A 24,664-nucleotide genomic window follows, 5' to 3' on the forward strand; every position below is an offset into this window, starting at 1 on the left:
ATGAGATCCATTTTACGCGTGGAGGCGATGAAGGTTCAATGGGTCATGGTATGGATTCTCATTATATTAGATGCGGTTATCAATTCTTTAATGGGAGTCATGGAACTGAACGATTTGAAGCAGTTTTATGAGCCTAGCTGGTTAATGCTATACACCTATGCGGCGCAATTTCACTCGATGTTTTTTTATCCGCTTTATTGTGGAATTATCGCTTCTCTTTTGTGCGCATACGAACATCGAGACGGGGGATGGAAGATTTTATTAAGCAGTCCGTATCCCCGTCAGCGAATCTATTATGCAAAATATATATTGCTCATTCTCATACTGTTTCTTGATCAGCTTACATTCATAGTAGGATATTTTGCAGGTGGGTATATAGCGGGTGCTCCAGGAGAAATCCCTTGGACTCTCGTCCTTTTTACTGGATTGGGAGGGTGGTTCGGGATTCTTCCATTGGCAGCCCTCCAGCTTATACTCTCAGTAAAAATCCGTAATTTCGGAGCTTCACTGGGAATGTCCATTTGCTGTGTAGTTCCTAATATTGTTATGACAGGCTTTCATTCTTCCATAGGTGCATGGTTTCCTTTTACGATTCCTTATTATATCATGTTGCCGCAAACAGCGAGCTATGCTCCTAGAGTTGAGCCTTATAGTCTTGGCTTGATTGTACTTGTTACGTTCCTAGCCTATCTATTTGGTGGAAGAAAGATGTTTGTGAATAGGGACTGGTCGTAGTTAGTGTCCCATCCATAAAAGTCGAACTACGGCCATACTCACAATACCGACCACTACAGTAGCAAGCAAATTTTTGCTCCACAAGGCGGTTATCAGTGTAGGAAGGACTGCTATAAGCACTTGCCCATTAAGAGTGACCGAAGTTTCGGTTCGTTCGAGCAGGTTTTCCATGACTAGTGCCGTGAAGATGCAAATGGGAATGTAGGACAGCCACTGTAACACGGGCTTGGGCAGTGTCAGTTTTTGCAGCACGATGAAGGGAATGATTCTTGGAATCGCCGTGACAATCATGCCGCCGACAATGATATGCAGGACATTGGGATTAATATTCATTTGTCGGTTAACACTCCAATCGTTGCGGTGATCATAGTCGATACAATGACGGCGATATGTGATGGCACCCACCAGGACAAAAGGTACATTAGAACGGCCATACATAGCACAAGCAGCAGGCGATGCTTGAGTTTAGAGGTCTGGACACTTTGGAGCTGGGAGATAAGCAGGGCAAGGAACATTGCAGGCAAGGCAAAGTCCAGACCAAACATTTCTGGATGGGAAATCCAATTTCCGAGCACTCCTCCAGCCACACAGGAAGCGATCCAAGCGAGATATGCTGTGATATTAAGCCCGTTCATCCAGCGGTCACTGACCTGTCCGCCCTTAGCCAATTTATACGACGCTACCCCAAAGGATTCGTCTGTCAAAAGAATACCGATGCCTATATTTCTCCACAGTGAATATTTAGAAAAATAAGGGGCCAACGACGCACTTAACAGCAGATGGCGGGCATTTACTATAAATGTCGTTAAAATAATGACAGACAGAGGACTGGCTGTAGCCAGCATGGAGCACATAATAAATTGGGAGGCGCCAGCATATACAAGCGCTGACATCAGGCCAATTTCCAGAGTGCTCACCCCTGATGAAGCGCCCACAATGCCCGCCGCGAACCCAATACATACATAACCAAGCAATGTAGGGATACAATCTTTAACCCCTTGTAAAAAGCTGAGTGTATCGTGTTTCGTTCCACTCAACTCTGAAGCTATGGACATGTCAATCTTCCCCCAGAACACAAATTTTATAATAGTATATAACGGAATTCTAAGAGTATCAATATATTATACATTTGTATGTTATATTGGATAAACTCTATAGCAAACATGTCATCTTTTGTGTATTCTTCATATATAGACTTATGGATACCAGGAGGGACAGTCCGTGGATTCAATGCAGTATATTATTGGCTCTAATTTAGCTCAAATCAGGAAGACTAGAGGACTTAGTTTGGATAAGGTCGCTGAACTGACAGGGGTCAGCAAAGGGATGCTGGCTCAAATTGAAAAGGGGAAATCCAATCCTACAGTAACCACGCTATGGAAAATTGCGAACGGCTTGCATGTATCTTTTTCCACCTTTCTTAAAGAAGACCCGCCGCAAATCACAAAGATTCGGAGGGCGGATTTACATCCAGTTATTGATGAGGACGGTAACTATTTTGTTTATCCAGTATTTCCGTACCACTCGGAGAAGAAGTTCGAGGTATTTACGGTAAGTCTGAAGCCAGGTTTTACACATCAGGCAGAGAAGCATCTGGGAGAGGAAACAATTCTCATGATCCGTGGAGAAATGTACTTTGAAATGCAGGGGCAGCAACTCAAACTGAGTGCAGGGGATGCGGTACAATTTCAAGTGTCTGATATCCACGCTTATCGCAATGATTCAGATGAGGATGCTGATTTTTATGTCTTGATTTATTATGCGGATTAGTGGGAAGATTAATATAGTCTACAACAGACTTTCACATAAGATTCTCCAAAAGCCTGAAATATAAAAAGAGAGCAACGAGGAAAAGAGAGGAAAGAACCCATGGAAAGCAAGTACATTCGAGAAACCTACTGCTGTAAGACGTCCCGAGTATTTCCCAATGATATCAACAATCATAACACGCTCTTCGGAGGCCGATTGATGTCGTATATCGACGATATCGCATCTATTGCTGCCTCCAAGCTGTGCCGTACGAACACCGTTACGGCTTCGACGGATTCGGTGGACTTTTTGCTGCCTATCCACCCAAGCGATTCTGTCACGCTGGAAGCGTTCGTAACTTGGACAGGCCGCAGCTCGATGGAGGTGTTCGTAAAGGTAATTCGCGAAGGATTAATGACTGCTGACCGCAAAATTGCAGCCACCGCCTTCCTGACCTTTGTGGCGTTGGACGAGAATAACCGTAAGGTGACTGTCCCACAGGTGATTCCCGAAACAGAAGAGCAAATGCACTTACACCAAACGGCTCCATCGCGTGCAGCCATACGGCGTCAGCGGAGGGAAGAAAGCAAGCAGCTGGCTAGTTTTCTGACGACAAATTTCCCGTGGGAGGTATAGTGCACTAGACATCACCGTCTTTTTGTTTTTGCATAAAAAGGGAGCCGCTTTTCCGTTAGAGATCGCTAAGATCTGCTCGGATTACGGCTCCCTTTGATAAACGTTCTGAGCTATTCCATTTTAACTATGCGGAAATGCTGGTTCGTTCCGCCATTATCGCCCCATTGAATGGCTTTAGCTCCATCGGCGGTCGCACCTTCGGAAATGTCGATCAGCTTGCCAGTTGCCCGATTTTTCAGCTTGTAATAACCTCCGGTTACGGATACCAGCTGCCAATGCTGACTGGACCAGCCTCCATCATTCCACTGTTCGATAACTACGCCGTCCGCTGTCGCACCGTTTTCAACGCCAATCAGCTTCCCGCTGTTCCGGTTTACAATTTTATAATATCCATCGCCTGTATCCTTAAGCTGCCATTGCTGGCTTGGTGTACCGGAATTTGCACGCTGCTCCAAGTCTGCTCCGTCTGTCGTCGCATTGCCAATGATGCCTAGCGGCTTGTTGCTCTTGCGGCTTACCAGCTGATAATAAGCATTCGGGTCGATGACCATCGGTGTAGTCACGCCCTCCACCACACCACTGGCGGTATCAATGTTAATACTGTCGAACCAATCCATTGCTAATGAAGTCGCAGTTGGAAAACGCAGCGGCAGCCATACATATGTCGAGTCCTGCACAGGACCACTCCAAGCCCCCGCCCAGCGGTCGCCCAAATACAGGTACGAGGTAGCCTGCGTACCTTCAACAGGAATGACGTAGGCCGACTGTGAACCATAGGTTGTACTATCCCCGAAGTTCATCGTATTGCTCCAGGTTCCTTCAATACTGGATGCGGTAGCATACTTGGCCTGATTGGGGTTCCAACCAGTTGCTCCGGATGTAATCAGGAAGTAGACATCTCCTTTTTTGAACATCGCCGGAGCTTCACGATATTGTCCTGGCCAAAGTGTAGCCACCAAGGATTCAACTTGTAGAAAATCCGGTGTCAAACGATAAATGTTCAGATTCGCGTTGACACGGGTAGCGGAGATCAGGTAAGCAGTACCGTTATCGTTATATACGGTCATATCGCGCGAATCATAATCCAGCGGACGGAAGCTGCCCTGATACGTATAATCGCCGTCTACGGTATCCGAAGAGGCAACTGCTACTCGGGCCTCGTTATAATTAATCCCGTTTTCCTTGTGCATCCACAATACGTATTTACGTGTTTTTTCATTATAAATCACTTTCGGACGTTCAATATTTGATACATTCAGTTCGGCGGCCGAACTGCTAGTCAGCACGTTTTTGCGAAACTCCCAGTTTTTTAAATCCGTGGAACGATAGGCGGATACCGCCTTGAACGTACCATTGGGATTACGATTTTCACCAAACCAATAATAATAACCATCTACTTTAATCATCCCGCCCCCATGGGCATGAACCACGTTTCCATTTGTATCTTTGAACTGAATGCCGTTCACAACATTGGTTGAAGCGGCTGAAGCAATCTTAGGTGAGAACATCTGAAAAATACTCAACGAAAGCAAAATAGTAAGCATAATACACAGCAAGCGGGCAAAATCATATTTCATTGTTTCGTCCTCCTCTGTATGTGTTATTTTAAAGCGCTTTCATTAGTAGGTCCTATGAATTAGCTTTGATAGAGCTGCCTATCCCAATTGTATCCATATTGAATTGAAAGTGCTAGAGTAGTATATTGACCATATATATGGAAAGCATCATCCAAATTTGACAGACTTCCATCGAATGGGGAGTATTACAAACATACTGAAATTCATTAGGATATACGGGAGGCGACGATGGAAATATACGCGATTGATACGACCAAGCCGCAGGCTGAGGAACATTATGAATTACTGGTACATCAGGTCTCACTGGAAAAACAGCACAAGTTGGATCGTTTTTTACATCGTGAAGACGCTTTGAGGGGATTATACGCTGATGTGTTGTTAAGGTGGTTGGCTTGTCGCCAATTAAAAATACCAAATGTCAGCCTTCAGTTTACATACAATGCTTTTGGCAAGCCCTCCTTGTTGAATGCACCGGCATTTCATTTTAATGTTTCCCATTCGGGAAAATGGGTAGTATGCGCCGTTGACGATCATCCGCTTGGTATCGACATTGAACAGCTCCGTCCTATTGATTTTGAGGTAGGCAGGGTATGCTTTTCAGACACAGAGTATGATGCATTAATGCGTCAGGAACCAGAGAGTCGCTTATCTTATTTTTATGATCTTTGGACGCTTAAGGAAAGTTTTGTAAAGGCCGAAGGACAGGGACTAACGCTGCCGCTAAAGTCTTTTTCATTCGAGCTGGAAGCCCAGTCGTCTATAGGTTTCACGACAGAGGGCTTTACTACGGAGTATTGCCATTTTAAGCAGTATGAGCTGGACCCGGATTATAAAATGGCTGTCTGTGCAGCTCATGATGATTTTGCACAGGAGGTACAGCAGGTAGATATAAATACACTACGTTTGGAAGTGGCAGCCTTGTCTTAATATGCAGCCAGATCAAGCATATCATTGGAAAAAAGGAGATGAGTGACGTTGACATTCGTTTTGTTTAGGCATGGCAGGTTATATGGGGATTGGGCTTCCAAAGGAGACTCCATAGTTGTAGAGGATGGCCGCATACAGGCCATTGGATATGCCCGGGAGCTTGAATTGCAGTTGTCCGGTAAAGAGTATGAAAGCGTGGATTGGGAAGGTGCCCATGTACTGCCGGGCTTAACCGATGCACATATGCATTTGTCTATGCATGGTATGAAGCTGGCTATGCTGGACCTGACCTCAGCTACTTCCAAGGACGAAATGCTGGCTATGCTGCGCAAGCGAGTCGCTGTAACACCGCCAGGAGAGTGGATTTTAGGACTCAATTGGAACGAAAATACGTTTAAACCTGTTGAAATTCCGAATATAGCGGAGCTAGATGCCATTACAGATCAGCACCCGGTCTATCTGACCCGTACGTGCTTTCATACGTTTTTGGCCAATTCAGAGGCATTTCGGCGTGCAGGTATTCACGAGAACACCCCTGATCCGGCTTCGGGTGCCTATGGACGAGATGCAGATGGTCGGTTAAATGGATTAATTTATGAGGAAGCATCCTTTGCCTTTACAAGCGTACAGCCAGAGCCGGATTATACGGTGAAGAAGGATACGATCCGGCGAGCTTGTCTGGACGCGCTACGGCTTGGTCTAACTGCTGCGCACACGGAGGATTTACGTTTTTTGGGCAGCGTGGAGACAATGCAGCGAATTTACAGGGAGCTAAGAGAAGAAGGCCTTGCATTTCGCACACACCAGCTCATCTATCATCCGTTTTTGGACGAAGTGAAAGTGCAAAGGCTGCGTGCAGGAACTGGCAATGAGTGGTTCAAAATCGGTGCGATTAAAATATTCGCTGACGGCGCTATTGGCGGGAGAACAGCTTTATTATCCGAACCTTATAGTGATGCTCCACATACGTCTGGAATGGCGATTCAACCGCAGCCAGAGCTGAATCAAATGGTGGCAGCAACCAGAGCCGCAGGCTTTCCAGTCGCGGTACATGCCATCGGAGATGGGGCAGCGGACATGATTTTGACAGCAATGGAGGCCCATGGACTAACGGAAGAAAGCGGGTTGCCGGATCGTCTGATTCATGGGCAGGTGCTAAGGGCTGATTTGGTCAAAAGAATGGCGAAGCTGCCGCTAATTGCGGACATTCAGCCTCGTTTTGTCGCAAGTGACTTTCCTTGGGTACTGAATCGGGTTGGGAAGGAACGGACCGAATATTTATATGCCTGGAAAAAGCTGCTGCAAGCAGGTATTCCGTGCGCTGGAGGCAGTGATGCGCCGATCGAGCCGCTAAACCCATTTTTGGGTATACATGCGGCAGTGACTCGCGCCAAGCCGGAAGAAATGCATGAGGGCTATCTTCCCGCTGAAAAGCTGGATGTTCACGAAGCTATTCATCTGTTCACTATGGGGAGCGCAGTAGCAGCAGGCGAAGCTGATGAAAGAGGGACAATCGCTGAAGGCAAAGCCGCTGACTTTACCGTTATTGACCGCGATGTGTCGCAAGGTCCCCAAGCTCTACTGGATGTTAAGGTACGAATGACCGTTGTGAACGGGCAAGTTGCATATCGGTCGTAGGCTGGCATTACGTATGTACGGCAAAAGCCTTCAACTTCACTTTTCACGTGAGGTTGAAGGCTTTTGATCTTACAAGCCACGCTGTATAAAGCGGTCCGCATTTTTCACACTGGACCACAGATCAGAGCTTGCGCCGCCTGTATACCAGTAGGCGAAACCAGCAAATCCCTCATCCTGACCCAAACGGTACTTGCGTGTAAAGGATCGCCCTTCTTCCAGCCATAGCTTATGGAGCTGAGTATCTTTGTATGATACGGTATACTGCTGAATATCCTCGTGCCAGATCGGCTTGGAAGAGCTACGGGATACCAACTGATTTTGCAGATCCAATGAAATATCAGAGGAAGCGACTGACTGTCCGCTAGCGTTAAGTGTCCAATTCCGTGTAAATAACGGCAACGCCAAAATCGCCTTCGCCGGATCGGTCGTTTGTACAAAGCGCCGCACGCTTTCACGCAGCCATGGCAGTGAGGACACAGAGCCGGGTATGGAGCTCCCTCCCCAATGCTCGTCATATCCCATCAGGATGAGATAGTCTGCCGCAACGCCAAGCTGTTCATAATCAAAAGCGGCAGTCCAGTCTGTTCCATAATCAGGAGATACACACAGTGCTAACACCGCATTTTGACTTTTCAAGGCAGTCTTTAATTGTTGGATGAACAATGTAAGATAGGCACGGTCTTGACCGTCTACATTTTCAAAATCAATGACAAGCCCGTCCAAACCATATACAGATACAGCATTGGCAAGTTGAGTTATGGTTTTAGCCCGTAGTACCTCACTGGACAGAATTTGGTGCGTCAGCGCCAAGTTGGAGCGGTTGCCTACCATAGCCCAGATCTTTTTTTGATGTTGTTTGGACCAGGTAAGTAACGAAGAACTGGTGTAATCGCTGATAATGCCTGTTTCGTTTAGAAAAAACCAGCGTGGTGACAGGGTGTTGATGTTGGATTGGAGCACCGTATTTTCAAACTGCTGAACGGTTTGGTCATATTGCCAGCCCAATCGAATCGAAGAAGCAGTGGAAGCAGCTTGGCGAGCATGCTGTGTTGAATACGTCAGCAGACGTTCCAATAATGCCGCTGTTTCTTCACGAGTAAGCGAAGATGCCGGACGAAAATAATTGTTTTCGCCTTTCATAAAGCCATAACGACTCACGGTGATTACCCCTTCAAGAGCCCAATCTGCAATTTCGTTACGATCTGTGAAAGAGGAAGTAGCGTCACCTGATCCGCCCGAAGAGCGGATAAGACGGGCAATCATTAAGGCTGCTTCTTGCCGCGTTATAGGACTATTAGGGTGAAATGTAGCGGAAGATCCTCCCTGTACGATATCAAGCTGCGAAGCCGCTTCAATCCAACCGTAGTACCACGCCTGTTTGGGAACATCCCGATAGGAGGAAACAACTGCTTGTACAGGTTCTAGACCGAGTGTACGGTCCAACGCGGTAACCCATTCGGCTCTGGTAACGGCCTTTTTAGGAGAGAAATAACCAGGCTGTGTTCCTGTTAAAATTCCTTTAGCATACAGGGAGATAATAGACTGATAGGCATAGCTGTGTGAAATATCTTGAAATGCTATGCCGGATGCTGCTGCCGGAGCGGCTAAGTATGAAATGAATGTGGTAAATAATGTAATGATGGCTGTAGCTGCTGATAAAATAAGTTTGGTTACCCAACGCGATCGTTTGGAACTCATACCCAATAACCTTCTTTTTTGATAGATTGGAAGTGTATATATCGTTACTCGACGAATAATACTATCAAAAAGAGGAAAGTTATTCATTGCTAAATTGCTGGAAAAAACCAAAAAAACCGCTACCCAATGGGTAGCAGGTTTAAAGATTGGTTAAACTATGCTTTTTTGGCATACATAATACCGATCGTTTGTGGACCACAATGACTGGATATGACGCAGCCTGCTGTTGTTAGCAATACCTCTTGTGCGTTCGTTTCCTCTTGCAGGCGTGCTTGCAGCATTAGCGCATCTTCTTCAGCCAAAGCATGTACGACAATGATCATATCGTTATCCATTACATCCCGATGCTTCAGGGCATTTTGCAGCATTTGATCCAGTGCTTTTTCACGTTTGCCGCGGACTTTATAGGCAGGCGTCATTTTTCCGTCAATTACTTTGATCACGGGACGAATTTTGAGCAGGCTGCCGATTAGATTTTGCATACCTGAGCATCTTCCGCCTTTATACAAGTATTCGAGTGTATCAATGACAAATTCTGTGTCGATTAGCGGTCTGGTTGCCGTCAACATGTCTACAATCTGCTCTATCGTGCTGCCGTTTGCTGCCGCGCGAGCAGCTTTCATCACAAGCAGGCCAAAGCCGCACGACAAATTCAGGGAATCAAAAACCGTAACGCGACCTTCAGGGAATTCGGAGGCAGCAAGCAGCGCATTCTGGTATGTGGATGATAGCTCGGAAGACAGACTGATATATAAAATGTCATCCCCTTGTTCTATGTAGGGCGTAAAGGCTTGAATGAAATCTGCCGGAGAAGGTGCAGCGGTACGAGGTAAGCGTCCCTCGCGGCTGACACGCTCAAATAACTGTTCTGGGTGGATATTCACCCCATCTTGCAATGCATCATCACCAAATACTGTATAGAGTGGCACAATGCTAATCTCGTACTGTTGGCGCCAGTGGGCAGGGACATCACTGGTACTGTCTGCAAAAATTTTAATTTTGTTCATACCTTAAATCCTCTCTGTGAGATGCAGAAAAATCATAAAGATTGCACGGAGGAAGGATAAATATCCGCTGTGCTATTCGGAATGGAAAGACCGATGGCAAGTAGTGCAATAAAGCCTACAATAATGAGTGCATTAATGATTAATCCTGTAATAGCAAAGGTTTTCTTACGGTTTTTTAACGCAATGCCGATGATCCCGACCACAAGTCCACTACAATTCAGCAGCAGGCTGCCTAAAAAAATAAAGGGAATCATCACCGTTCCAGTTTGCTGCAAAGCGACTTCCGGGTTCATTGTTTGGTATTGGCTGAAATGAGCCATCAGATTAATGACCATAATAGCCAAAATAATATATCCGATCAGACTGACGAGCGACATAATAAAAGAGGCGATTCCGGGACCGGAATGTTTGAGCTTGACCGGAGGCTGGAAAACAGGAGCTTCTGAAAAAACAGGGTGCTCCTCAGACGCAGCAGGCTTTTGCCAATTAGGATCTTGGTTACTCATTTTTTCAACTCCTTGAACATAGTTCGAACAGGTACTAATTTTCCACAAAATAAGCAAAAAAGCAAGCCATCTTACACATTACCCTTCAATAGACAGGGGTTAATCATCAAATTTGGTATGCGGTTTGTTCCCACACACTGGCTGGTAAACTTCATGCTATTCCGATAAAATAAGAAGAACATTCGGGTAAAAGGATCAGTGAAAAGGAGTATAAAAATATGCAACGAAGATGGATAATGGTAGGATCTATAATGATGATGTTGGCAGTAGCCATTGGAGCGTTCGGAGCGCATATTGTAAAAGCACGGATCGACACGGATGCATTGGCGATCTATGAAACCGGTGTGAAATATCACATGATTCACGCTGTCGGTTTGCTGATCGTTGCGTTGGCTGCCGGACAGTGGGGGCCTTCGACCCGTTTAAGATGGGCAGCGCGTCTGTTGTTCACGGGTATCATTTTGTTTTCTGGCAGCTTGTACGTGCTAAGTTTAACCGGAATCCGTGTGCTGGGGGCAATTACCCCATTGGGAGGCGTATGTTTTATTGCAGGATGGATACTTTTGGCATGGGCTGCTGCTGCTCTAAAGAAAGAGGACTAGAAAGCCTATTGGATCATACCAAAAAGAGAACCGAGGAAAAACATTGCGTCTTTCCTGTCGATTCTCTTTTTTCATACTTAATTGTTTTTAAGTGAGATGTTACACTTATGATGTGATTTCATCGATCTCGTTCATTTTAAAGGAATACACTTGCTTCTCATCGACATGATATACACTCAGCAGGCTATTATCATGATCCAAGTTGAGTATGCGGCAAGGAATGCTGCGCTGTCCGCCATAGCGGTTCACGATTAGCCGTACAAGTGTATTGTCTTGTATATAGCGTTTGATCCATTCATACGTACTATGGTCTTGTTGTGTTGCAGGCTTTGGCTGTACGTGGGATTGTTTGATCTCTTGAATAACGGGCGTCTTGTTTGTAACTGCGGCTGACTTCTTTTTGGAGAATCTTTCCGCAAGCGTAGCGGCTGCATCAGATGGGCTATTAACGGCCGACTGTTTTTTAAGATACAATGCAGCTTCAATTAAATTGCCAAGTTCGATACCAGACTGAATGCGGCTATCCGCAATTTGTTCGTTTTGGCTTAAGAGATTAAGCAGGAACTGAAGGGCCTCTACATTCGAACGACCTTTAACTAATACATCAACATTAAATAAATAACTGGTTTCGTCTTGATTTGATTCCTTTTTCATACATCCTCCAGCCCAAGCCCTGGGTAATTAGTCTTTTGTAGTATCTATCAATATATCATTAAAATGTAATCTGTCATAGGGCCTAGGGCCCTGTTGTTGGATATTAACAAAAAAAGCCCTATATAAAGACCTATGCGTTAAATTTTCTCTGAATACACAGAAAATATACCTTCTAGCAGGTGCATATAAATAAGAGATTTATATGCGAAGATTAACAGAGCCAAAGTAGGCATATACCGAGAATAAGTGAGATGGGGGATTAAATCAAGTGATTTAAATTTTAAATATTTTACAAAAAATATAGCGCAGCTTGTCTGCAAAAAGGATCTCATCCGCTTTGAAGAAAAATGAAAATCCCCCTTAATGAAAGAGGGATTTTGCATATCGAAAACAGGGTATTAGCGTAAGCGAATTTGATGCAAACTTTATTGTCGATTAAAATGGGATGCGTTGTGAGTTCAGATGATAGTCATGTTCGACAGCCCAGCTCACAAGACCGCTCCAAAAATTTTCACAGGCTGAGATGACCTTCGAAGGTTCCTCCAAGTCACCGGACATGACCAGCTTAACTACATGCTCAAACCCTTGTGGACGACTCGGCAGCTCCAGTGCCTCTGGTAGAACCATTGAACCCGTTGAGAAAGGTTTCTGATTGTGTAACCCAACTAACATAGCCCCATAGTGGACAAACTGCATGATCAAGTAAGGCAAGTAGGTATGAGGTCCATTTATCTGGACATTTCTAAGCTTTCCAATAAACTCATACATTTCACCTACAAGCATTTCGTTGATTGCATGCCTGAAATCTTCTGTTGTTGGGGATTCGGCCGCTTCTTTTAATGTAGAAAAATATTCTTTAGGATCATATAGACGAAGTGGGGAAAAGAAGGGTCCATGTGTCAACGGCCAGTCCGCAACAGTAGAGGCATATTCTATTTTATGAGTAGCGTGGTGACTTATGAAATCCTTTGTTAAGAGAACTAAAAACATTACGGTCAATAATTTTCTTTTTCATTGTGTGATTAATGAAATGCCTAGCAGAGATTTTGTCAGTCTTAGAATATACTCTTCAAAAACTTCATTCTTTGAAGTGAACTTTTCTTGGAAGGAGAACTGGTGCATCAACCTTCATAAACCTCATATGTGTGCTCTTATTATTAAATATGCCATAGCACATGGATGGGACTACAGCCAAGAAAAGCAACAGATGACAATGGATCATGCTGATTTTCTTATAGCCGAACTAGGCTTAGAAGAATAATATTGAAGCATTTGATCATAGCAAACGATGTAACCACATCAAACCAGCCCGCTCTGCTTCAGCAGAATTGTGCGAATGATAAAAGGATAATCATATAAAAAAAAGGACCCAATAGGCCCTCTTTTCCATACGGACTAAGAGACTCGTCCAATCTACCAATTCACCATTCAGCGAGGGTTTAATTTCACCTGCGAGCCCTTGCCGCCTGTCTGGATTCCAGTTTCCTTCACACCAACTTCCTTCAGATCGCCCAGTAGACGCTCCAGCAATGCTTTGGCGACGGGTGCTTCTTTTGCGCCTGACGCCTTAACGACCAACTGCACTGGTTTACCAGAGCGCAGCTGTTTGTCTGCCTGACGCAGCTTCGTGTCGTAATCATGTTCCTCAATGTGAGCCGTGAAGCGAAGCTCCTTGACCTTTTCTTTGCTGCTATTCCCTGCGGCTCGTCCGTTGTTTGTTTTGCTTGCTCCAGCTTTTTTTTGCACAAGTGCTTTTCCTTTGCCTTTTGCAACCAAACTGCACGGTGGTGGACTACTCATCAGTGAGGTGCAGACTAGATCCGCTCCTTGGGATCGGGCCATAGCCAAGGCTTCTGACTTGGAGACAACACCTAGATTCTCCCCAGAGAGTCCAGTAAGCACCACCTCATCAGCTTTAATTTGCTCGTTGATTAATACTGCCACTTCAATGTAGCCTCCCTAGAAACAATGATACAGCTATCATATACGGAACCTGTGTGCGATTCAATTGAACTTCGATATATCCTTATTGACAAAAATCACTAACCCCTATACTCTTTTACTGATAATGATTATCATTTTCTAACGCATATACATACAGGGGTGATTGAGAGAAATGAAAAAGATGTTAAATAGCCTATTGTTATTTGTAGTTTTTGCAATTGTATTGGCAGGCTGCGGTTCGGCTGGGGATAACTCGAGGACAGAAGGTGCTCCAGGGTCTAAACAGGCATCTACAGCGGCTGGTCCAGTAACGGTAAAGGACGATCATGGTGAGGTGAAACTGGACAAACCAGCAGAACGAGTCGTTGTACTTGAATGGACATTTACCGAAGATCTGATTGCACTTGGCGTACAGCCAGTCGGGAACGCAGATAATGCAAATTACAAGCTGTGGGTGACACCAGAGGCGAAGCTGGCGGATACCGTTACAGATATCGGTACACGGAGCGAACCCAATCTCGAAGCGATTGCGGCACTCAAGCCAGACCTTATTATCTCTAACGCCGATAACAATGCAGCGATCTATGCACAGCTTAAGGGGATTGCACCAACGATTGAGTTCGATCCTTACAAGGGGAACGGTTATGATTACGATCGTATGGTCGAAATTTTCAAGCAAGTTGCCGTGGCTACCGGTAAAACGGAACAGGCTGATAAAGTCTTAAGCGAGCTTGACCAGCACTATGTGGAGGCAAAGGCTACATTGAAGAAAGCGGGTAAAGCTGACTTTCACTATGTGCTGACACAGGCCTTTACAGCTCAAAATGCTGCCAGTCTGCGAATGTTCAAGGATAATTCGGTTGTAGCGGGAACGCTCGCGAAAATCGGGCTGGTGAACGACTGGAAGTCGAACCAGACTGAGAAGTATGGATTTAGTACCGTAGGCATCGAAGCTCTTCCAGCTGTACAGAACAGTAATTTTATCTACATTACACAAAAGACGGACGATGTATTTGGTGCTGCAATGAAGAACAACTCAGTATGGAACGGATTGAACTTTGTTAAAGAAAAACGCACCTATCCGCTAGACGGTACAACTTGGACATTCGGTGGCCCAATCTCATCGAAAGTACTGGTTGACCAGGTAGTTGGGGCTCTGATGAAATGACTCGAACGGACACAACGGGTTTATCGAAGACTTGGCGTATAGGAGGCATCTTTGGGGGCGGATTGCTCGTCCTCATCGTGCTTTTTTTTGTCAGCTTGTGTTATGGGGAAGCTCCGATCCCGCTACATACAGTCATCGAGGCGTTGACCCAGCGTCAGGATACGCTGGAGCATAACATGGTGTGGGATCTTCGGATGCCGCGCACGGTCATCGGCATCCTGGCCGGCGGTGCGCTGGCCATTGCGGGTGCTTTGCTCCAGGCCATTACCAAAAATCCACTGGCGGCTTCTGATACCTTAGGGATAAACGCGGGTGCCTACTTTGTGGTTGTACTGGGTGCGGTGATGTTTCCTGGCTTGCTGCACCAGGCGCCGTTTCTATTTGCCGCCGCTGGCGGTTTGCTGGCAGCGGTGCTGGCTTACTTTATGGGCGGGGGAAGAGCTGGAACCCCGATTCGGTTGGCGCTGGCAGGCTTGATCGTATCCATGGTTCTCGGTTCGTTTACCGGAGCGCTGCATATTTTTTATTCATTTGAAACACAGGGACTGTTTCTCTGGGGTTCCGGCTCACTGGTGCAAAATGATTGGAGCGGGACGACGTACGCTTGGCCTTGGGTTGTAGGACTCTCGGTTATTGCTGTTATGCTGTCAAGGCAGTTTGATGTGCTGGATCTGGATGAGTCCACATCCACATCCCTTGGACAAAAGGTTAGCCTGACCCGGGCGGTGGGCATTGTGCTGGCGGTTCTGCTGTCGACCATTACAGTCAGCGTCATTGGCCCGATCGGGTTTGTAGGTTTGGTAGCTCCGCATTTGGTTCGCTTGAGCGGGCTGAAAATGCATCGGTGGGTATTGCCCGGTTCCTTCCTATGGGGGGCACTGTTGTTGATCGGCGCAGATGTGCTGGCGAAAATGGTTCACCAATCAAGCATGGATCTGCCAACCGGAGCGGTCATGGCCTTGATCGGGGCACCTTGGTTGATTTGGCTGATTCTGTGGAAGATGAAGCTGCCGTCGGGTGTAGGCGGACAGTCTTCCATGAACATAGGTGTGCGCTCTCGGAAATTACCGTTTGGCCGGCTGGTTACATTATTTGCGTGCTGTGCCGTGCTGCTAACGGTATTCAGCCTGATGTTTGGAGGCATGCGCATTCCGGTGGGGGATCTGCTAGCCGGCCTGTTTGGCGGGGAGAGTGCGAATTCGGCTTTGCTTCAATTTAGAATACCACGCACGTTGGTAGCGGCCGGAGCTGGTATCGCGCTTGCGGTCAGCGGCGTCTTGATCCAACTAGCGGTTCGCAATCCCTTGGCAGATGCCTCGATCATCGGGGTGTCTTCAGGGGCCGGTTTCGGCGCGCTTGCAGTGATTATTGTCTGGCCTGGGCTGCCTATTTATATGCTGCCTATCGCGGCGATTGCCGGGGCGACGGTGTCGGCAGCGGTAATCTTCTTCTTGTCGTGGAACAAGCAATTAAACCCGTCTGTGGTCATCCTGCTTGGTATTGCCGTATCTGCCATCGGATCAGCCGGTATTCAGGTACTAATCATCCAAGGTTCGCTCTGGGGTAGCACCGGCTATATCTGGCTGACCGGTAGTACCTACGCTCGAAACTGGGGACAGGTGGCGACCATCCTGGTCTTCCTGCTCATGTTGTTGCCAGTAGCGTGGTGGCTGGCTCGTCGTTTCGACCTCTTGGTATTTGACGATAGCAGTGCCATGGGTCTGGGACTTCCGGTGCGCCGCACCCGGCTGTTGGCGATGGGAGTGGGTGTGCTGCTGGCGGGCGGAGCAGTAGCCTGTGTGGGCACCATTGGCTTCATCGGGCTGATTGCCCCGCATATCGTGCGTACGTTAATCGGACACCATGTACGTCGTTCCATTGTTCTGTCGAGCATCTTGGGAGCGGTCATGTTGGTGCTGGCGGATACAATTGGACGGACAGTGCTTGCGCCGACCGAAATTCCTTCTGGATTGCTGATTGCACTGATCGGTGCACCGTATTTTCTATACTTGATGTATCGCTCCAATAAGAGTAAGTCAGTGTAACGGAGGATGCTCACGAACAGGCTGTTTCCCAGCGGATTTTCCGTGGGGAAGCAGCCTTTATTAATTATTCTTTTACGCCATCATGGGGCTTTATATTTACAAATCTAATAAAATAGATATAATGTGATATATGGAACCATCATTGATTTATAAAGCTTTGTCTAACGAAACTCGTCGTCTGATTATGCAGTGGTTAAAAAAACCGGAAGATTATTTTGATGAGCAGGCTTATTTAAAGCAAGGGCTTAATTTTCAAATTGGTGTATGTGTGGGAGATATTCAGGCCAAATCGGGACTTGCACAGTCTGTAATTTCAAGTTATTTATTAACGATGCAAAAATCCGGTTTGTTAGAGTCTGAGCGGATAGGGAAGTGGACGTACTATCGTCGGAATGAAAAAACAATACAGGAATTTGCCGAGTACATCCAAAAAGAACTATAAACAGAAAGGAGTTTTTTTTCACATAACATATCCATAAATCTATATATATGACTAAATGGAGGCTTATACTTAATATGAAAAAGGTTAACCCGTTACTTATTCTCATTTTAGCTTTAGGCGTGTTCGGTATTATTACAACGGAAATGGGGATTATAGGCGTTCTTCCCCAAGTAACTCAAAAATTCAATGTATCAGCTGCCCAGGCTGGTTGGCTCGTCAGTATATTTTCTTTAGTGGTTGCCATCTCAGGCCCGTTTTTGACCTTACTCGTTTCTAGCATGAATCGTAAAGTTATTCTTTTAGTCGCTGTATTCAGTTTTGTTATTTCAAATATTGTCTACGCCTATACTACTCATTTTGAGGTCATGCTCATTTTTCGTGTTCTCCCTGCTATATTTCACCCTGTTTTCTTTTCGGTTGCCCTCGTGACCGCATCTCATCTTGTCCCCCCTGAAAAGAGCAGTAAAGCCGTCACCAAAGTTTTTGCCGGAATTACGGTAGGCTTTGCTTTTGGTGTGCCCTTGACTTCTTATCTTGCTGAGAAGATAGCGTTAGAAGCTGCTTTCTTGTTGGGAGCTGTCGTGAGCATGATTGCATTTATTGGAATACTCATATGGCTTCCTTCCCTGCCAGTTCAGAAAAAGATGTCTTACGGCAAACAACTTGGTATATTACGCAAGCCTCAATTATGGTTCAATATTGTGTCTGTTATTTTTATTTTTGCAGCTATGTTTTCAGTGTATAGCTATTTTGCCGAATATCTTGGAAAAGTAACTCTAATGAACGGATCATGGATCAGCATAATGCTGATGGTCTTTGGGGTCGTTATGATTTTTGGAAACTTTTTATTTGGAGGGTTATTACATAAAAATCTGACCAAGACCGTCATCACGTTCCCGTTGCTATATATGGTCATTTACGTATTCACTTATGCTCTGGGTACATCTTTCCTACCAATGATCATGGTTGTACTCATTTGGGGAGTCGTGCATTCAGGAGGACTTATTATTAGCCAAGCATGGTTAACCACTGAAGCGACAGAAGCTCCAGAGTTCGGTAACAGCTTGTTTGTCTCCTTTTCTAATCTGGGTATTACGATAGGTTCTGCTATCGGCGGGTGGTTTATCTCTCACTTGGGTATACACCAGCTCATCTGGAGCGGACTGATGTTTGCGCTGCTAGCATTTTTATCTATCACGATAAAAATAAAAATGTTCAAATCAAATGCAACGGAAGCGAACGTGCGTTAAAATATGGAGAGACATGAAAAGAAACTCTACACGATGACCATAAAATGATGCATGGGGTGAGGTTAATTGCATATTGAATGGACTTCGGTTTTAATAACATTTTTAATAGTCAGTGGAATCTTCGCGTTGCTCATCTGGGGAGTGATATCCTTAATTAAGCGTTTTCGCTAATCACAATCAAGAAGTAGGTATCTCTAATTGTTGAAAATTATATTATCTAAGGGGAGGAGTCTGGTGAACATTCGAATGTATCACGATCTGGAAGCTCAATTGGAAGAAACGATTTGGGCTCTTGGAGAGGAAGCTGCTCTTGCACTCCCATTAGATAGCAGCATAGCTGAGGAAAAAGCACGGAAGGCTTGGGATCTCATCCCCGAGCCTAAGCATACATGGGGTATTACAAGTGTAACCTTGCATCTGTATGTTCAAATTCTTAATTATAACAATCATATGCAGCGATCCATAGAGCTTTTAAATGAGGAAATTTTAGACTTGGAGAGTGCGGGGGATCGGATTATACATGCGGGGCCTTACATTCAAATGGCGGAAACGCTTCTTCTTCAGAGCAAGCCTGCATTAGCTCATGAATATCTCCAGAAGGCCTACTCGATTGGGAGTGCAAGAGCATTTCGGGATCAACCCAAGCTGTATCTCGAAATGGCGAAAAGTAAAGCTCTGGATAAACAGGATATATTGCTTCGATTTAAGGCGTTGGATGTGAATGCCCAACTTTTGAGCGAACTAAAAGATAATCCGTAACGAATGTCATGGTCTCATCTTTTACATTTGACGAGGACGATTTGAGATCAACGTAAGCCACTACCCCGGATTTCTGGATTGAATTAATAAGTGGGAAAATTCGGGGATAACAATACATAGAGGAGAGAAAAGAATGAATATTAGACTGCTTGATTCAAATGAAAATTATCCGTTAGAGCTCTTGTTACTAGCTGATCCGTCGCGCCAACTTGTTGAGGAATATTTGAAAAGAGGACAGTGCTATGTAGCAGAAATGGACCATCAGATGGTAGGAGTCTATGTACTTTTACCGACAAGACCCGAAACAATGGAGATAGTGAATATAGCAGTTGCAGAAGTCATGCATGGTAAAGGGATAGGCAGACAATTAGTAACCCATGCCATTGAAACAGCCCGGACGCAAGGCTATAAAACCTTAGAAATCGGTACAGGAAACTCTAGCATTGGACAGTTGGCTCTTTACCAAAAATGTGGTTTCAGAATTGTGGGGATTGATCTGGATTTCTTTGTCAGACATAACTATTCAGAAGAAATTTATGAGAATGGCATACAGTGTAGAGATATGATTCGTATGTCTCAGGATTTATAAAATTTGATTGTTGTGCAAACCTTTTCAATACATCTTAAGTAAGGTTCTGAAAGGTATATGATATTGTTCCAAAAGATGGTACAATGAACTGCGGAAAGGCTATACAATCATTGGATTGCAATAGTCCTTTTTTAATGAGTTGATATCCTAATAAGTTCCTGATAAGGGGTGGTTACTTTGTACAACACAACAACCACGATACTCACAGAGATAACAAAACATATGAAAGATCATGATTTAATCCTAAGCGATCTAGCTAGAGAAGCTGAAATGAATCCGGGCACCATGAGCAGTATTATTAATGGAAATCGCACACTTTCAGTCGATCAGCTAGATCGAATTACACAAGCAATGGGCTATCCCGTTGGTTATTACTATGAACGCTATGTGTCTGAGTATTTAACAGAGGCGAATCCGAATTGGCGTCGAATGAGTCCTTTCATACATAACTGTGCAAGACTCAATAAATTGGACTGTATTCATGAAGTTGTTAATTTATTGATGGATAAACTAGGTTATTCAGAATCTTTATTTGAGCTTGCCGAAGAACTTTTTAGAGAAGGGCTTTACGAAGCGGCAACTATTCTATATGAGAATGTGGCTTTAAGTGAGAAAAAGCAATATTCAGAACGTCTGGCTATGTGTCAGTACCGTTTGTTCCATACAAGGCAAGGAGATAATCAAGAGAAAAACTATGAAGCAGCGGTTCAATTTGAAATATACGTTGATCGGCTAGATGAGATAGAACAGTTAGATGCATTAAAAGATCTGGCGAATACATACCGTTCGTTACGAAAATGGGACAAAGTAGAATTATTCGCTAAAGTTCTGGGAGAGAAAGCTAAAATTCAATATAACATGGAGCAACAACGGCAGCCGTCCAAGAGAGAAAGTACTAAGAAACCAAGCTTTCCTCTGTTTGCTTATTGGGCTTTTTCTCATTTGCTTCGTGCTGAAGTTTGTGAAGCTCGTAAAGATTATGAGAAAGCACTTCAACATACGTACAAATATGGTGACTTAAGTTGGGTGAAAGAAACTGATGATGTCACTTCAGAATGGAAAATGAGGTATAAAGAATGGTCTAAAGCTAATACTTATGTAAATAAACTTCATGCTGGTGAAATTGCTGTTTTGGCTGATTATGTAACATTTTTTTCTTCAAGGAATGAAGAGTTACTTTCCGGATTAGATAACATACTTGAAGCTGCTAATCGATATCATCTAAATGTTGATCATATTCTAAATCAATTTCAAACAGAAATTTTAGCTTTGCTGGATAAACCTGAGTGTGTAGGTACGTACAATCAACAATTAGTTATAGAACGTTATATTCATTTTGCACATGAATTAGCGGTTTACTACTTTAACAAAAATAATTTTGCAGATGGATTTACTTTTTTGTTAAATTGTTTGGAAAAATCTACATTAATCAAAAATAAGTCGTATATAATTAAGTGTGTAAAGATGTATGAGTCCTATCAGGAGTGTGCAGCATCTGAGACGAAGATAGCATACAGAAATTTAATTAATGAGGTGGATAATAATGAAAAGTAAAGTAATTCTATCTTTTTTAGTTACTAGTATTATACTAGTAGTAGTTCCCCCTCTTCAGTATCAAGACAAAGGGTCTATTTATGAGCCTACTGGACAACACGGAGATATGTGAGAATAAAAAGGTCTCCAGTATAGGGCATAGTAGAACCTAGAAAATCATCATTATTAAGTGGTTAGATGGAATGATCCGTCTAGCTTTTTTTATTGTGTGTTTTGCTATATAAGCAATATGAGGAAATCTTCTTTTGAGAAATATATGTAAAAAGTGCAAAAATGTTATGTGTGTTGTTGTAAACAACTGAAGGTTGTATGGATTTGTTCTAAAGACGATACAATTATGGTTGATAAAGTAATCTTTACTAACCATTTCACTATTACATCGTTTAACTATATATCATATTCCGAGTATGTTGAATGGAAAGGGTGGTATATCTATGGAGATCACACCTACGATTAGAGCAGAAGTTCAAACCTATCTGATACGGAAAAGTTTAACCATGACCGAGTTTGGTCACATGATTGATTTGAATGTAGGTACAGTTAGTGGCATCGTGACGGGCAACCGATCTATTTCTGTTCACCAGCTAGATCGCATCACTATGGGAATGAATTTACCACCAGATTATTTTTATGAGCGTTATATTGTTGAGTGTATTGAAGAAGAACCGCTCAACTGGCGAAGAATCAGCCCTTTTTTGTACCGATGTGTGGAGCTAGGACGACTTGACTGCTTGCGAAGAGTTGTAGGTATGTTGCTAGATAATCCTGTGTATCTTCCTTCACTTTTTGAAGTAGCCGAAGATTCTTTTAAAAAAGACTATACTGAAGCAGCGGCATTCCTTTATGAAAGTGTGGCAGAAGGGGAAAGGTATCAGTATTCAGAACGATTGGCGATATGCCAATATCGATTGTTTACGATTCGTATAGGAGACGATCAAGAGAAAAACTATGATGCAGCCGTTCAATTTGAACCTTACGTTGAACGGTTAGATGAGATAGATCAGTTAGAGGCATTAAAAGACTTGGCGAATACATACCGTTCGTTACGAAAATGGGATAAAGTAGAACAATTCGCTAAAGCTATGGGAGATAAAGCGAAAATTCAATACAAACTGGAACAACAGTGGAATCAGCTGAATAGAGAGAATTCGAAGAAACCAAGCTTCCCTCTGTTTGCTTATTGGGCATTTTCTCATTTGCTTCGGGCAGAAGCTTGTGAAGGAAGGAAAGACTACGAGAAGGCACTTCAGCACACTTATGCTTATTCCGATTTGAGCTGGGTAAATGCTACAGATGAAACTGCTCTGAAATGGAAAAAAAAGTACGAAGACTGGGCAGTAGTAAATACGTACTTAAATAAGCTTCTTTCTGGCGATAAGAGCGTTCTATCTGATTATGTAGCTTATATTTCTTCAAGAAAAGATGAAATTCTTCCCGCTCTTGATATTATGATTGAGGCAGCTAACCGATACCATTTTGATGTAGATGATATTTTAAATCAATTCGAAGAAGAAATCATATCCTTTCTGGAGCAGAAAAAGGTTGAGGGATTGTATACTCAACGATTCACAACAGAGCGATACACTCATTTCTCAAGGGAATTGGCGATCTATCTTTTACGTAAGGGGAGGTTTTCAGAAGGTTTCACATTTTTGTTCAGTTGTTTGGAAAAGTCTGCTGAAGCTAATAATAGAATACAAGCAATCAGATGTATGAGGCTGTTTACACATTTTAAAGAACATGCATCTGCTCACACAAAGGCAGTCTATGGCGAACTGATTAAAGCGGTTAACGAAGATGAAGAGTAAGTTGATCGCATCATTCCAGTCTTTTTATGTTAGTAGTAGTGAAAGCTCCTTCTGAACATTAAGAGAATACTCCAATAACGGATCAACAGAATCTGCAAATCAAGTTCAAAATCACCAGCCATTAGAAGGAGTAAGAGTATGAAGACAGATAAAATAAATGATACCTACTATGCTGGATTTGAAGGAGAACCAGAAATAAGAGTGATTTATACAAATTCAGATGAAAGCTATGTATTGAAGATATGGAATGGATACTTTGAAATATTATTGGACTGCTTGATTTAAATAGAGTCTGTACAAAGTAATATACTAAGTGAGTATGATGCTCACGAAGGCTGGTATGAGGAAAGTCCGTGGGAAGTGAAAAATATTAGAGAGACTTTACATTTGTTTGATTCATATAATATTAAAATTTGACCGAGGAAGAAGCGAAAAGTTTAACTAATATATTACCTGTACTTCCTGGCCCTAAGGACAATATAATTATATTGTTACAGAAAGCCATCAATATAAACGGTAATGTGTTCATTGAGTATGATTAATATTTTATAAGCTTGCGCCTTTGACATAAAATGAGGACAGGCTTTTTTAAAATAGTTAGTCAATCAAATAGAGGGTACGAGTTTCTGAATACAGCAAACAACAATATCATCGATGATAAAATGGCTGTGCCTCGATAGGATAATATAACTTGAGTAGGAGTAAGCTTAAAGCGGCGCTATCTGTGACGCCGGATTTGCTTTGAAACGTCAATAAAGAAAAGGAGCTATTGCGATTGAGCGGCTCCTTTTGCTTTAGGATTATTCTGGGAAGTCTACTTACTTATTTCCTTTTATACATAAAAAATGATTGTATAGACCAGTATATACACTTGTGAAGGTCACTGAACTGAAGGAGAAACGAAATGAATCAGGATTAGTAACTGTTTTACTAACAACTTTTAATGAGAAAGAGGAGGTAGTGTTTGAAGGGGATTTGACAGTTTTAATAAGAAAATAAGACAGACAGTCAATCGGGGGTTTTTGTGTTTGAATAGTTAATGAGCACAACAAACATTTATTAAAACAAGCAATGCTGGTTCAGTATTGCTAAACCTGCTATTGTTCTCTATGAAGTGTCTAAAAGTTAGCACTCCGAAGGATTTAATACCCAATCGAAATCAATGCTATAAATTACTACAAAAACGTTAGATCAAAACACCAAAGGAGCAGTCATGCCAGTCGGCAGCGGCGCTGCTCCTTTTTATTAAGCTCCCTCGAAATGATTAATTTTTCTCACTCAAACTCTTGAATTCGCAGGATTTCACCTTTAGTTTAGCGCGAGATAAGAAGGGAACAGAGGAGCCGATAGCTTGGAACAACTGAAAGGGCGTGCAG

Annotated in this window: 24 protein-coding genes and 1 pseudogene; 16 read left to right on the forward strand and 9 right to left on the reverse strand. The window is 43.6% G+C overall.

The window, feature by feature from the left end; all coding sequences use genetic code 11:
• Positions 1–735 carry an ABC transporter permease gene (locus FKV70_RS03855; RefSeq protein WP_142611857.1) on the forward strand — a complete coding sequence of 245 codons (735 nt, stop codon included), beginning with the start codon at positions 1–3 and terminating at the stop codon, positions 733–735.
• On the opposite strand, the gene FKV70_RS03860 is transcribed toward FKV70_RS03855, so the two are convergent.
• The gene (locus FKV70_RS03860) at positions 736–1,068 is read right to left on the reverse strand and encodes an AzlD domain-containing protein (RefSeq protein WP_142611858.1); all 333 of its coding nucleotides are present in this window, start codon (positions 1,066–1,068) and stop codon (positions 736–738) included.
• Positions 1,065–1,790, reverse strand: coding sequence for an AzlC family ABC transporter permease (locus FKV70_RS03865; RefSeq protein WP_142611859.1), 726 nt, complete (start codon positions 1,788–1,790; stop codon positions 1,065–1,067). Before FKV70_RS03865 ends, FKV70_RS03860 begins: the two co-directional genes overlap by 4 nt.
• A gap of 166 nt (positions 1,791–1,956) precedes the next feature.
• Between FKV70_RS03865 and FKV70_RS03870 the strand changes: the two genes are divergently transcribed.
• A complete protein-coding gene (locus tag FKV70_RS03870) occupies positions 1,957–2,505 on the forward strand; it encodes a helix-turn-helix domain-containing protein (RefSeq protein ID WP_063212977.1) in 549 nt (182 codons plus the stop codon).
• Positions 2,506–2,604: 99 nt separating this feature from the next.
• Positions 2,605–3,120: an acyl-CoA thioesterase gene (locus tag FKV70_RS03875; protein ID WP_063212976.1), complete on the forward strand. Its 516-nt coding sequence runs from the start codon at positions 2,605–2,607 to the stop codon at positions 3,118–3,120.
• 110 nt (positions 3,121–3,230) lie between these two features.
• Here the strand turns inward: FKV70_RS03875 and FKV70_RS03880 are convergent, their stop codons facing one another.
• A complete protein-coding gene (locus FKV70_RS03880) occupies positions 3,231–4,697 on the reverse strand; it encodes an RICIN domain-containing protein (RefSeq protein WP_142611860.1) in 1,467 nt (488 codons plus the stop codon).
• A gap of 228 nt (positions 4,698–4,925) precedes the next feature.
• Here FKV70_RS03880 and FKV70_RS03885 point away from each other — a divergent pair, with 228 nt between their 5' ends.
• Both FKV70_RS03885 and FKV70_RS03890 read left to right on the forward strand, forming a co-directional pair.
• On the forward strand, positions 4,926–5,624 hold the full coding sequence (locus FKV70_RS03885; RefSeq protein ID WP_063212974.1) for a 4'-phosphopantetheinyl transferase family protein: 699 nt from the start codon (positions 4,926–4,928) through the stop codon (positions 5,622–5,624).
• Between the two features lie 48 nt (positions 5,625–5,672).
• Positions 5,673–7,262: an amidohydrolase gene (locus FKV70_RS03890; protein ID WP_142611861.1), complete on the forward strand. Its 1,590-nt coding sequence runs from the start codon at positions 5,673–5,675 to the stop codon at positions 7,260–7,262.
• Positions 7,263–7,331: 69 nt separating this feature from the next.
• Here FKV70_RS03890 and FKV70_RS03895 read toward each other — a convergent pair whose 3' ends face one another.
• From FKV70_RS03895 to FKV70_RS03905, 3 genes are all read right to left on the reverse strand, one after another.
• Positions 7,332–8,960 (reverse strand): S-layer homology domain-containing protein, encoded by a 1,629-nt coding sequence (locus FKV70_RS03895; RefSeq protein ID WP_142611862.1) that lies wholly within the window; start codon positions 8,958–8,960, stop codon positions 7,332–7,334.
• Between the two features lie 155 nt (positions 8,961–9,115).
• Positions 9,116–9,967 carry a DegV family protein gene (locus tag FKV70_RS03900; protein WP_063212971.1) on the reverse strand — a complete coding sequence of 284 codons (852 nt, stop codon included), beginning with the start codon at positions 9,965–9,967 and terminating at the stop codon, positions 9,116–9,118.
• A gap of 32 nt (positions 9,968–9,999) precedes the next feature.
• Complete coding sequence (locus FKV70_RS03905; RefSeq protein WP_064795207.1) at positions 10,000–10,473, reverse strand: hypothetical protein; 474 nt, start codon at positions 10,471–10,473, stop codon at positions 10,000–10,002.
• Between the two features lie 218 nt (positions 10,474–10,691).
• Between FKV70_RS03905 and FKV70_RS03910 the strand changes: the two genes are divergently transcribed.
• On the forward strand, positions 10,692–11,075 hold the full coding sequence (locus FKV70_RS03910) for a DUF423 domain-containing protein (protein WP_142611863.1): 384 nt from the start codon (positions 10,692–10,694) through the stop codon (positions 11,073–11,075).
• Between the two features lie 105 nt (positions 11,076–11,180).
• On the opposite strand, the gene FKV70_RS03915 is transcribed toward FKV70_RS03910, so the two are convergent.
• Together FKV70_RS03915 and FKV70_RS03920 are read right to left on the reverse strand one after the other, a co-directional pair.
• Positions 11,181–11,729 carry a hypothetical protein gene (locus FKV70_RS03915; RefSeq protein WP_063212968.1) on the reverse strand — a complete coding sequence of 183 codons (549 nt, stop codon included), beginning with the start codon at positions 11,727–11,729 and terminating at the stop codon, positions 11,181–11,183.
• 435 nt (positions 11,730–12,164) lie between these two features.
• Positions 12,165–12,656 (reverse strand): annotated as a pseudogene (locus tag FKV70_RS03920) (kanamycin nucleotidyltransferase C-terminal domain-containing protein); the annotation flags it as partial.
• Between the two features lie 31 nt (positions 12,657–12,687).
• On the opposite strand from FKV70_RS03920, the gene FKV70_RS03925 reads away from it, so the two are divergent.
• On the forward strand, positions 12,688–12,990 hold the full coding sequence (locus FKV70_RS03925; RefSeq protein ID WP_142611864.1) for a hypothetical protein: 303 nt from the start codon (positions 12,688–12,690) through the stop codon (positions 12,988–12,990).
• A gap of 167 nt (positions 12,991–13,157) precedes the next feature.
• Here FKV70_RS03925 and infC read toward each other — a convergent pair whose 3' ends face one another.
• On the reverse strand, positions 13,158–13,673 hold the full coding sequence (gene infC, locus FKV70_RS03930; protein WP_142611865.1) for a translation initiation factor IF-3: 516 nt from the start codon (positions 13,671–13,673) through the stop codon (positions 13,158–13,160).
• 172 nt (positions 13,674–13,845) lie between these two features.
• Between infC and FKV70_RS03935 the strand changes: the two genes are divergently transcribed.
• The 9 genes from FKV70_RS03935 (at position 13,846) to FKV70_RS26420 (ending at position 23,573) form a co-directional block, all read left to right on the forward strand.
• The gene (locus tag FKV70_RS03935; protein ID WP_142611866.1) at positions 13,846–14,841 is read left to right on the forward strand and encodes an ABC transporter substrate-binding protein; all 996 of its coding nucleotides are present in this window, start codon (positions 13,846–13,848) and stop codon (positions 14,839–14,841) included.
• Positions 14,838–16,886: an iron ABC transporter permease gene (locus FKV70_RS03940; protein WP_142611867.1), complete on the forward strand. Its 2,049-nt coding sequence runs from the start codon at positions 14,838–14,840 to the stop codon at positions 16,884–16,886. Before FKV70_RS03935 ends, FKV70_RS03940 begins: the two co-directional genes overlap by 4 nt.
• A 130-nt stretch (positions 16,887–17,016) precedes the next feature.
• Complete coding sequence (locus FKV70_RS03945; protein WP_063212961.1) at positions 17,017–17,328, forward strand: ArsR/SmtB family transcription factor; 312 nt, start codon at positions 17,017–17,019, stop codon at positions 17,326–17,328.
• A 74-nt stretch (positions 17,329–17,402) separates the two neighbouring features.
• On the forward strand, positions 17,403–18,578 hold the full coding sequence (locus FKV70_RS03950) for an MFS transporter (protein WP_142611868.1): 1,176 nt from the start codon (positions 17,403–17,405) through the stop codon (positions 18,576–18,578).
• A 234-nt stretch (positions 18,579–18,812) separates the two neighbouring features.
• Positions 18,813–19,337: a hypothetical protein gene (locus tag FKV70_RS03955; protein WP_142611869.1), complete on the forward strand. Its 525-nt coding sequence runs from the start codon at positions 18,813–18,815 to the stop codon at positions 19,335–19,337.
• 133 nt (positions 19,338–19,470) lie between these two features.
• Entirely contained in the window at positions 19,471–19,926 is a 456-nt protein-coding gene (locus FKV70_RS03960) for a GNAT family N-acetyltransferase (RefSeq protein WP_064798170.1), read from the forward strand.
• A 222-nt stretch (positions 19,927–20,148) separates the two neighbouring features.
• Entirely contained in the window at positions 20,149–21,480 is a 1,332-nt protein-coding gene (locus FKV70_RS03965) for a helix-turn-helix domain-containing protein (RefSeq protein WP_142611896.1), read from the forward strand.
• A gap of 434 nt (positions 21,481–21,914) precedes the next feature.
• Entirely contained in the window at positions 21,915–23,288 is a 1,374-nt protein-coding gene (locus tag FKV70_RS03970) for a transcriptional regulator (RefSeq protein ID WP_142611870.1), read from the forward strand.
• A gap of 138 nt (positions 23,289–23,426) precedes the next feature.
• Positions 23,427–23,573, forward strand: coding sequence for a hypothetical protein (locus FKV70_RS26420; protein ID WP_244310632.1), 147 nt, complete (start codon positions 23,427–23,429; stop codon positions 23,571–23,573).
• Positions 23,574–24,664: the final 1,091 nt, after the last annotated feature.

The sequence above is a fragment of the Paenibacillus ottowii genome, assembly GCF_006874425.1.
Classification (GTDB): Bacteria; Bacillota; Bacilli; order Paenibacillales; family Paenibacillaceae; genus Paenibacillus; species Paenibacillus ottowii.

What these genes read in the sequence shown, in the direction of transcription:
- FKV70_RS03885 (WP_063212974.1), top strand. Translation starts at nt 4,926, where the DNA reads ATGGAAATATACGCGATTGATACGACCAAGCCGCAGGCTGAGGAACAT.
- FKV70_RS03970 (WP_142611870.1), top strand. Translation starts at nt 21,915, where the DNA reads ATGGAGATCACACCTACGATTAGAGCAGAAGTTCAAACCTATCTGATA.
- FKV70_RS03945 (WP_063212961.1), top strand. Translation starts at nt 17,017, where the DNA reads ATGGAACCATCATTGATTTATAAAGCTTTGTCTAACGAAACTCGTCGT.
- FKV70_RS03915 (WP_063212968.1), bottom strand. Translation starts at nt 11,729, where the DNA reads ATGAAAAAGGAATCAAATCAAGACGAAACCAGTTATTTATTTAATGTT.
- FKV70_RS03895 (WP_142611862.1), bottom strand. Translation starts at nt 8,960, where the DNA reads ATGAGTTCCAAACGATCGCGTTGGGTAACCAAACTTATTTTATCAGCA.
- FKV70_RS03965 (WP_142611896.1), top strand. Translation starts at nt 20,149, where the DNA reads ATGAAAGATCATGATTTAATCCTAAGCGATCTAGCTAGAGAAGCTGAA.
- FKV70_RS03855 (WP_142611857.1), top strand. Translation starts at nt 1, where the DNA reads ATGAGATCCATTTTACGCGTGGAGGCGATGAAGGTTCAATGGGTCATG.
- FKV70_RS03860 (WP_142611858.1), bottom strand. Translation starts at nt 1,068, where the DNA reads ATGAATATTAATCCCAATGTCCTGCATATCATTGTCGGCGGCATGATT.
- FKV70_RS03935 (WP_142611866.1), top strand. Translation starts at nt 13,846, where the DNA reads ATGAAAAAGATGTTAAATAGCCTATTGTTATTTGTAGTTTTTGCAATT.
- FKV70_RS03925 (WP_142611864.1), top strand. Translation starts at nt 12,688, where the DNA reads ATGAAATCCTTTGTTAAGAGAACTAAAAACATTACGGTCAATAATTTT.
- FKV70_RS03865 (WP_142611859.1), bottom strand. Translation starts at nt 1,790, where the DNA reads ATGTCCATAGCTTCAGAGTTGAGTGGAACGAAACACGATACACTCAGC.
- FKV70_RS03905 (WP_064795207.1), bottom strand. Translation starts at nt 10,473, where the DNA reads ATGAGTAACCAAGATCCTAATTGGCAAAAGCCTGCTGCGTCTGAGGAG.
- FKV70_RS03910 (WP_142611863.1), top strand. Translation starts at nt 10,692, where the DNA reads ATGCAACGAAGATGGATAATGGTAGGATCTATAATGATGATGTTGGCA.
- FKV70_RS26420 (WP_244310632.1), top strand. Translation starts at nt 23,427, where the DNA reads ATGAAGACAGATAAAATAAATGATACCTACTATGCTGGATTTGAAGGA.
- FKV70_RS03875 (WP_063212976.1), top strand. Translation starts at nt 2,605, where the DNA reads ATGGAAAGCAAGTACATTCGAGAAACCTACTGCTGTAAGACGTCCCGA.
- FKV70_RS03900 (WP_063212971.1), bottom strand. Translation starts at nt 9,967, where the DNA reads ATGAACAAAATTAAAATTTTTGCAGACAGTACCAGTGATGTCCCTGCC.
- FKV70_RS03960 (WP_064798170.1), top strand. Translation starts at nt 19,471, where the DNA reads ATGAATATTAGACTGCTTGATTCAAATGAAAATTATCCGTTAGAGCTC.
- FKV70_RS03950 (WP_142611868.1), top strand. Translation starts at nt 17,403, where the DNA reads ATGAAAAAGGTTAACCCGTTACTTATTCTCATTTTAGCTTTAGGCGTG.
- FKV70_RS03880 (WP_142611860.1), bottom strand. Translation starts at nt 4,697, where the DNA reads ATGAAATATGATTTTGCCCGCTTGCTGTGTATTATGCTTACTATTTTG.
- FKV70_RS03940 (WP_142611867.1), top strand. Translation starts at nt 14,838, where the DNA reads ATGACTCGAACGGACACAACGGGTTTATCGAAGACTTGGCGTATAGGA.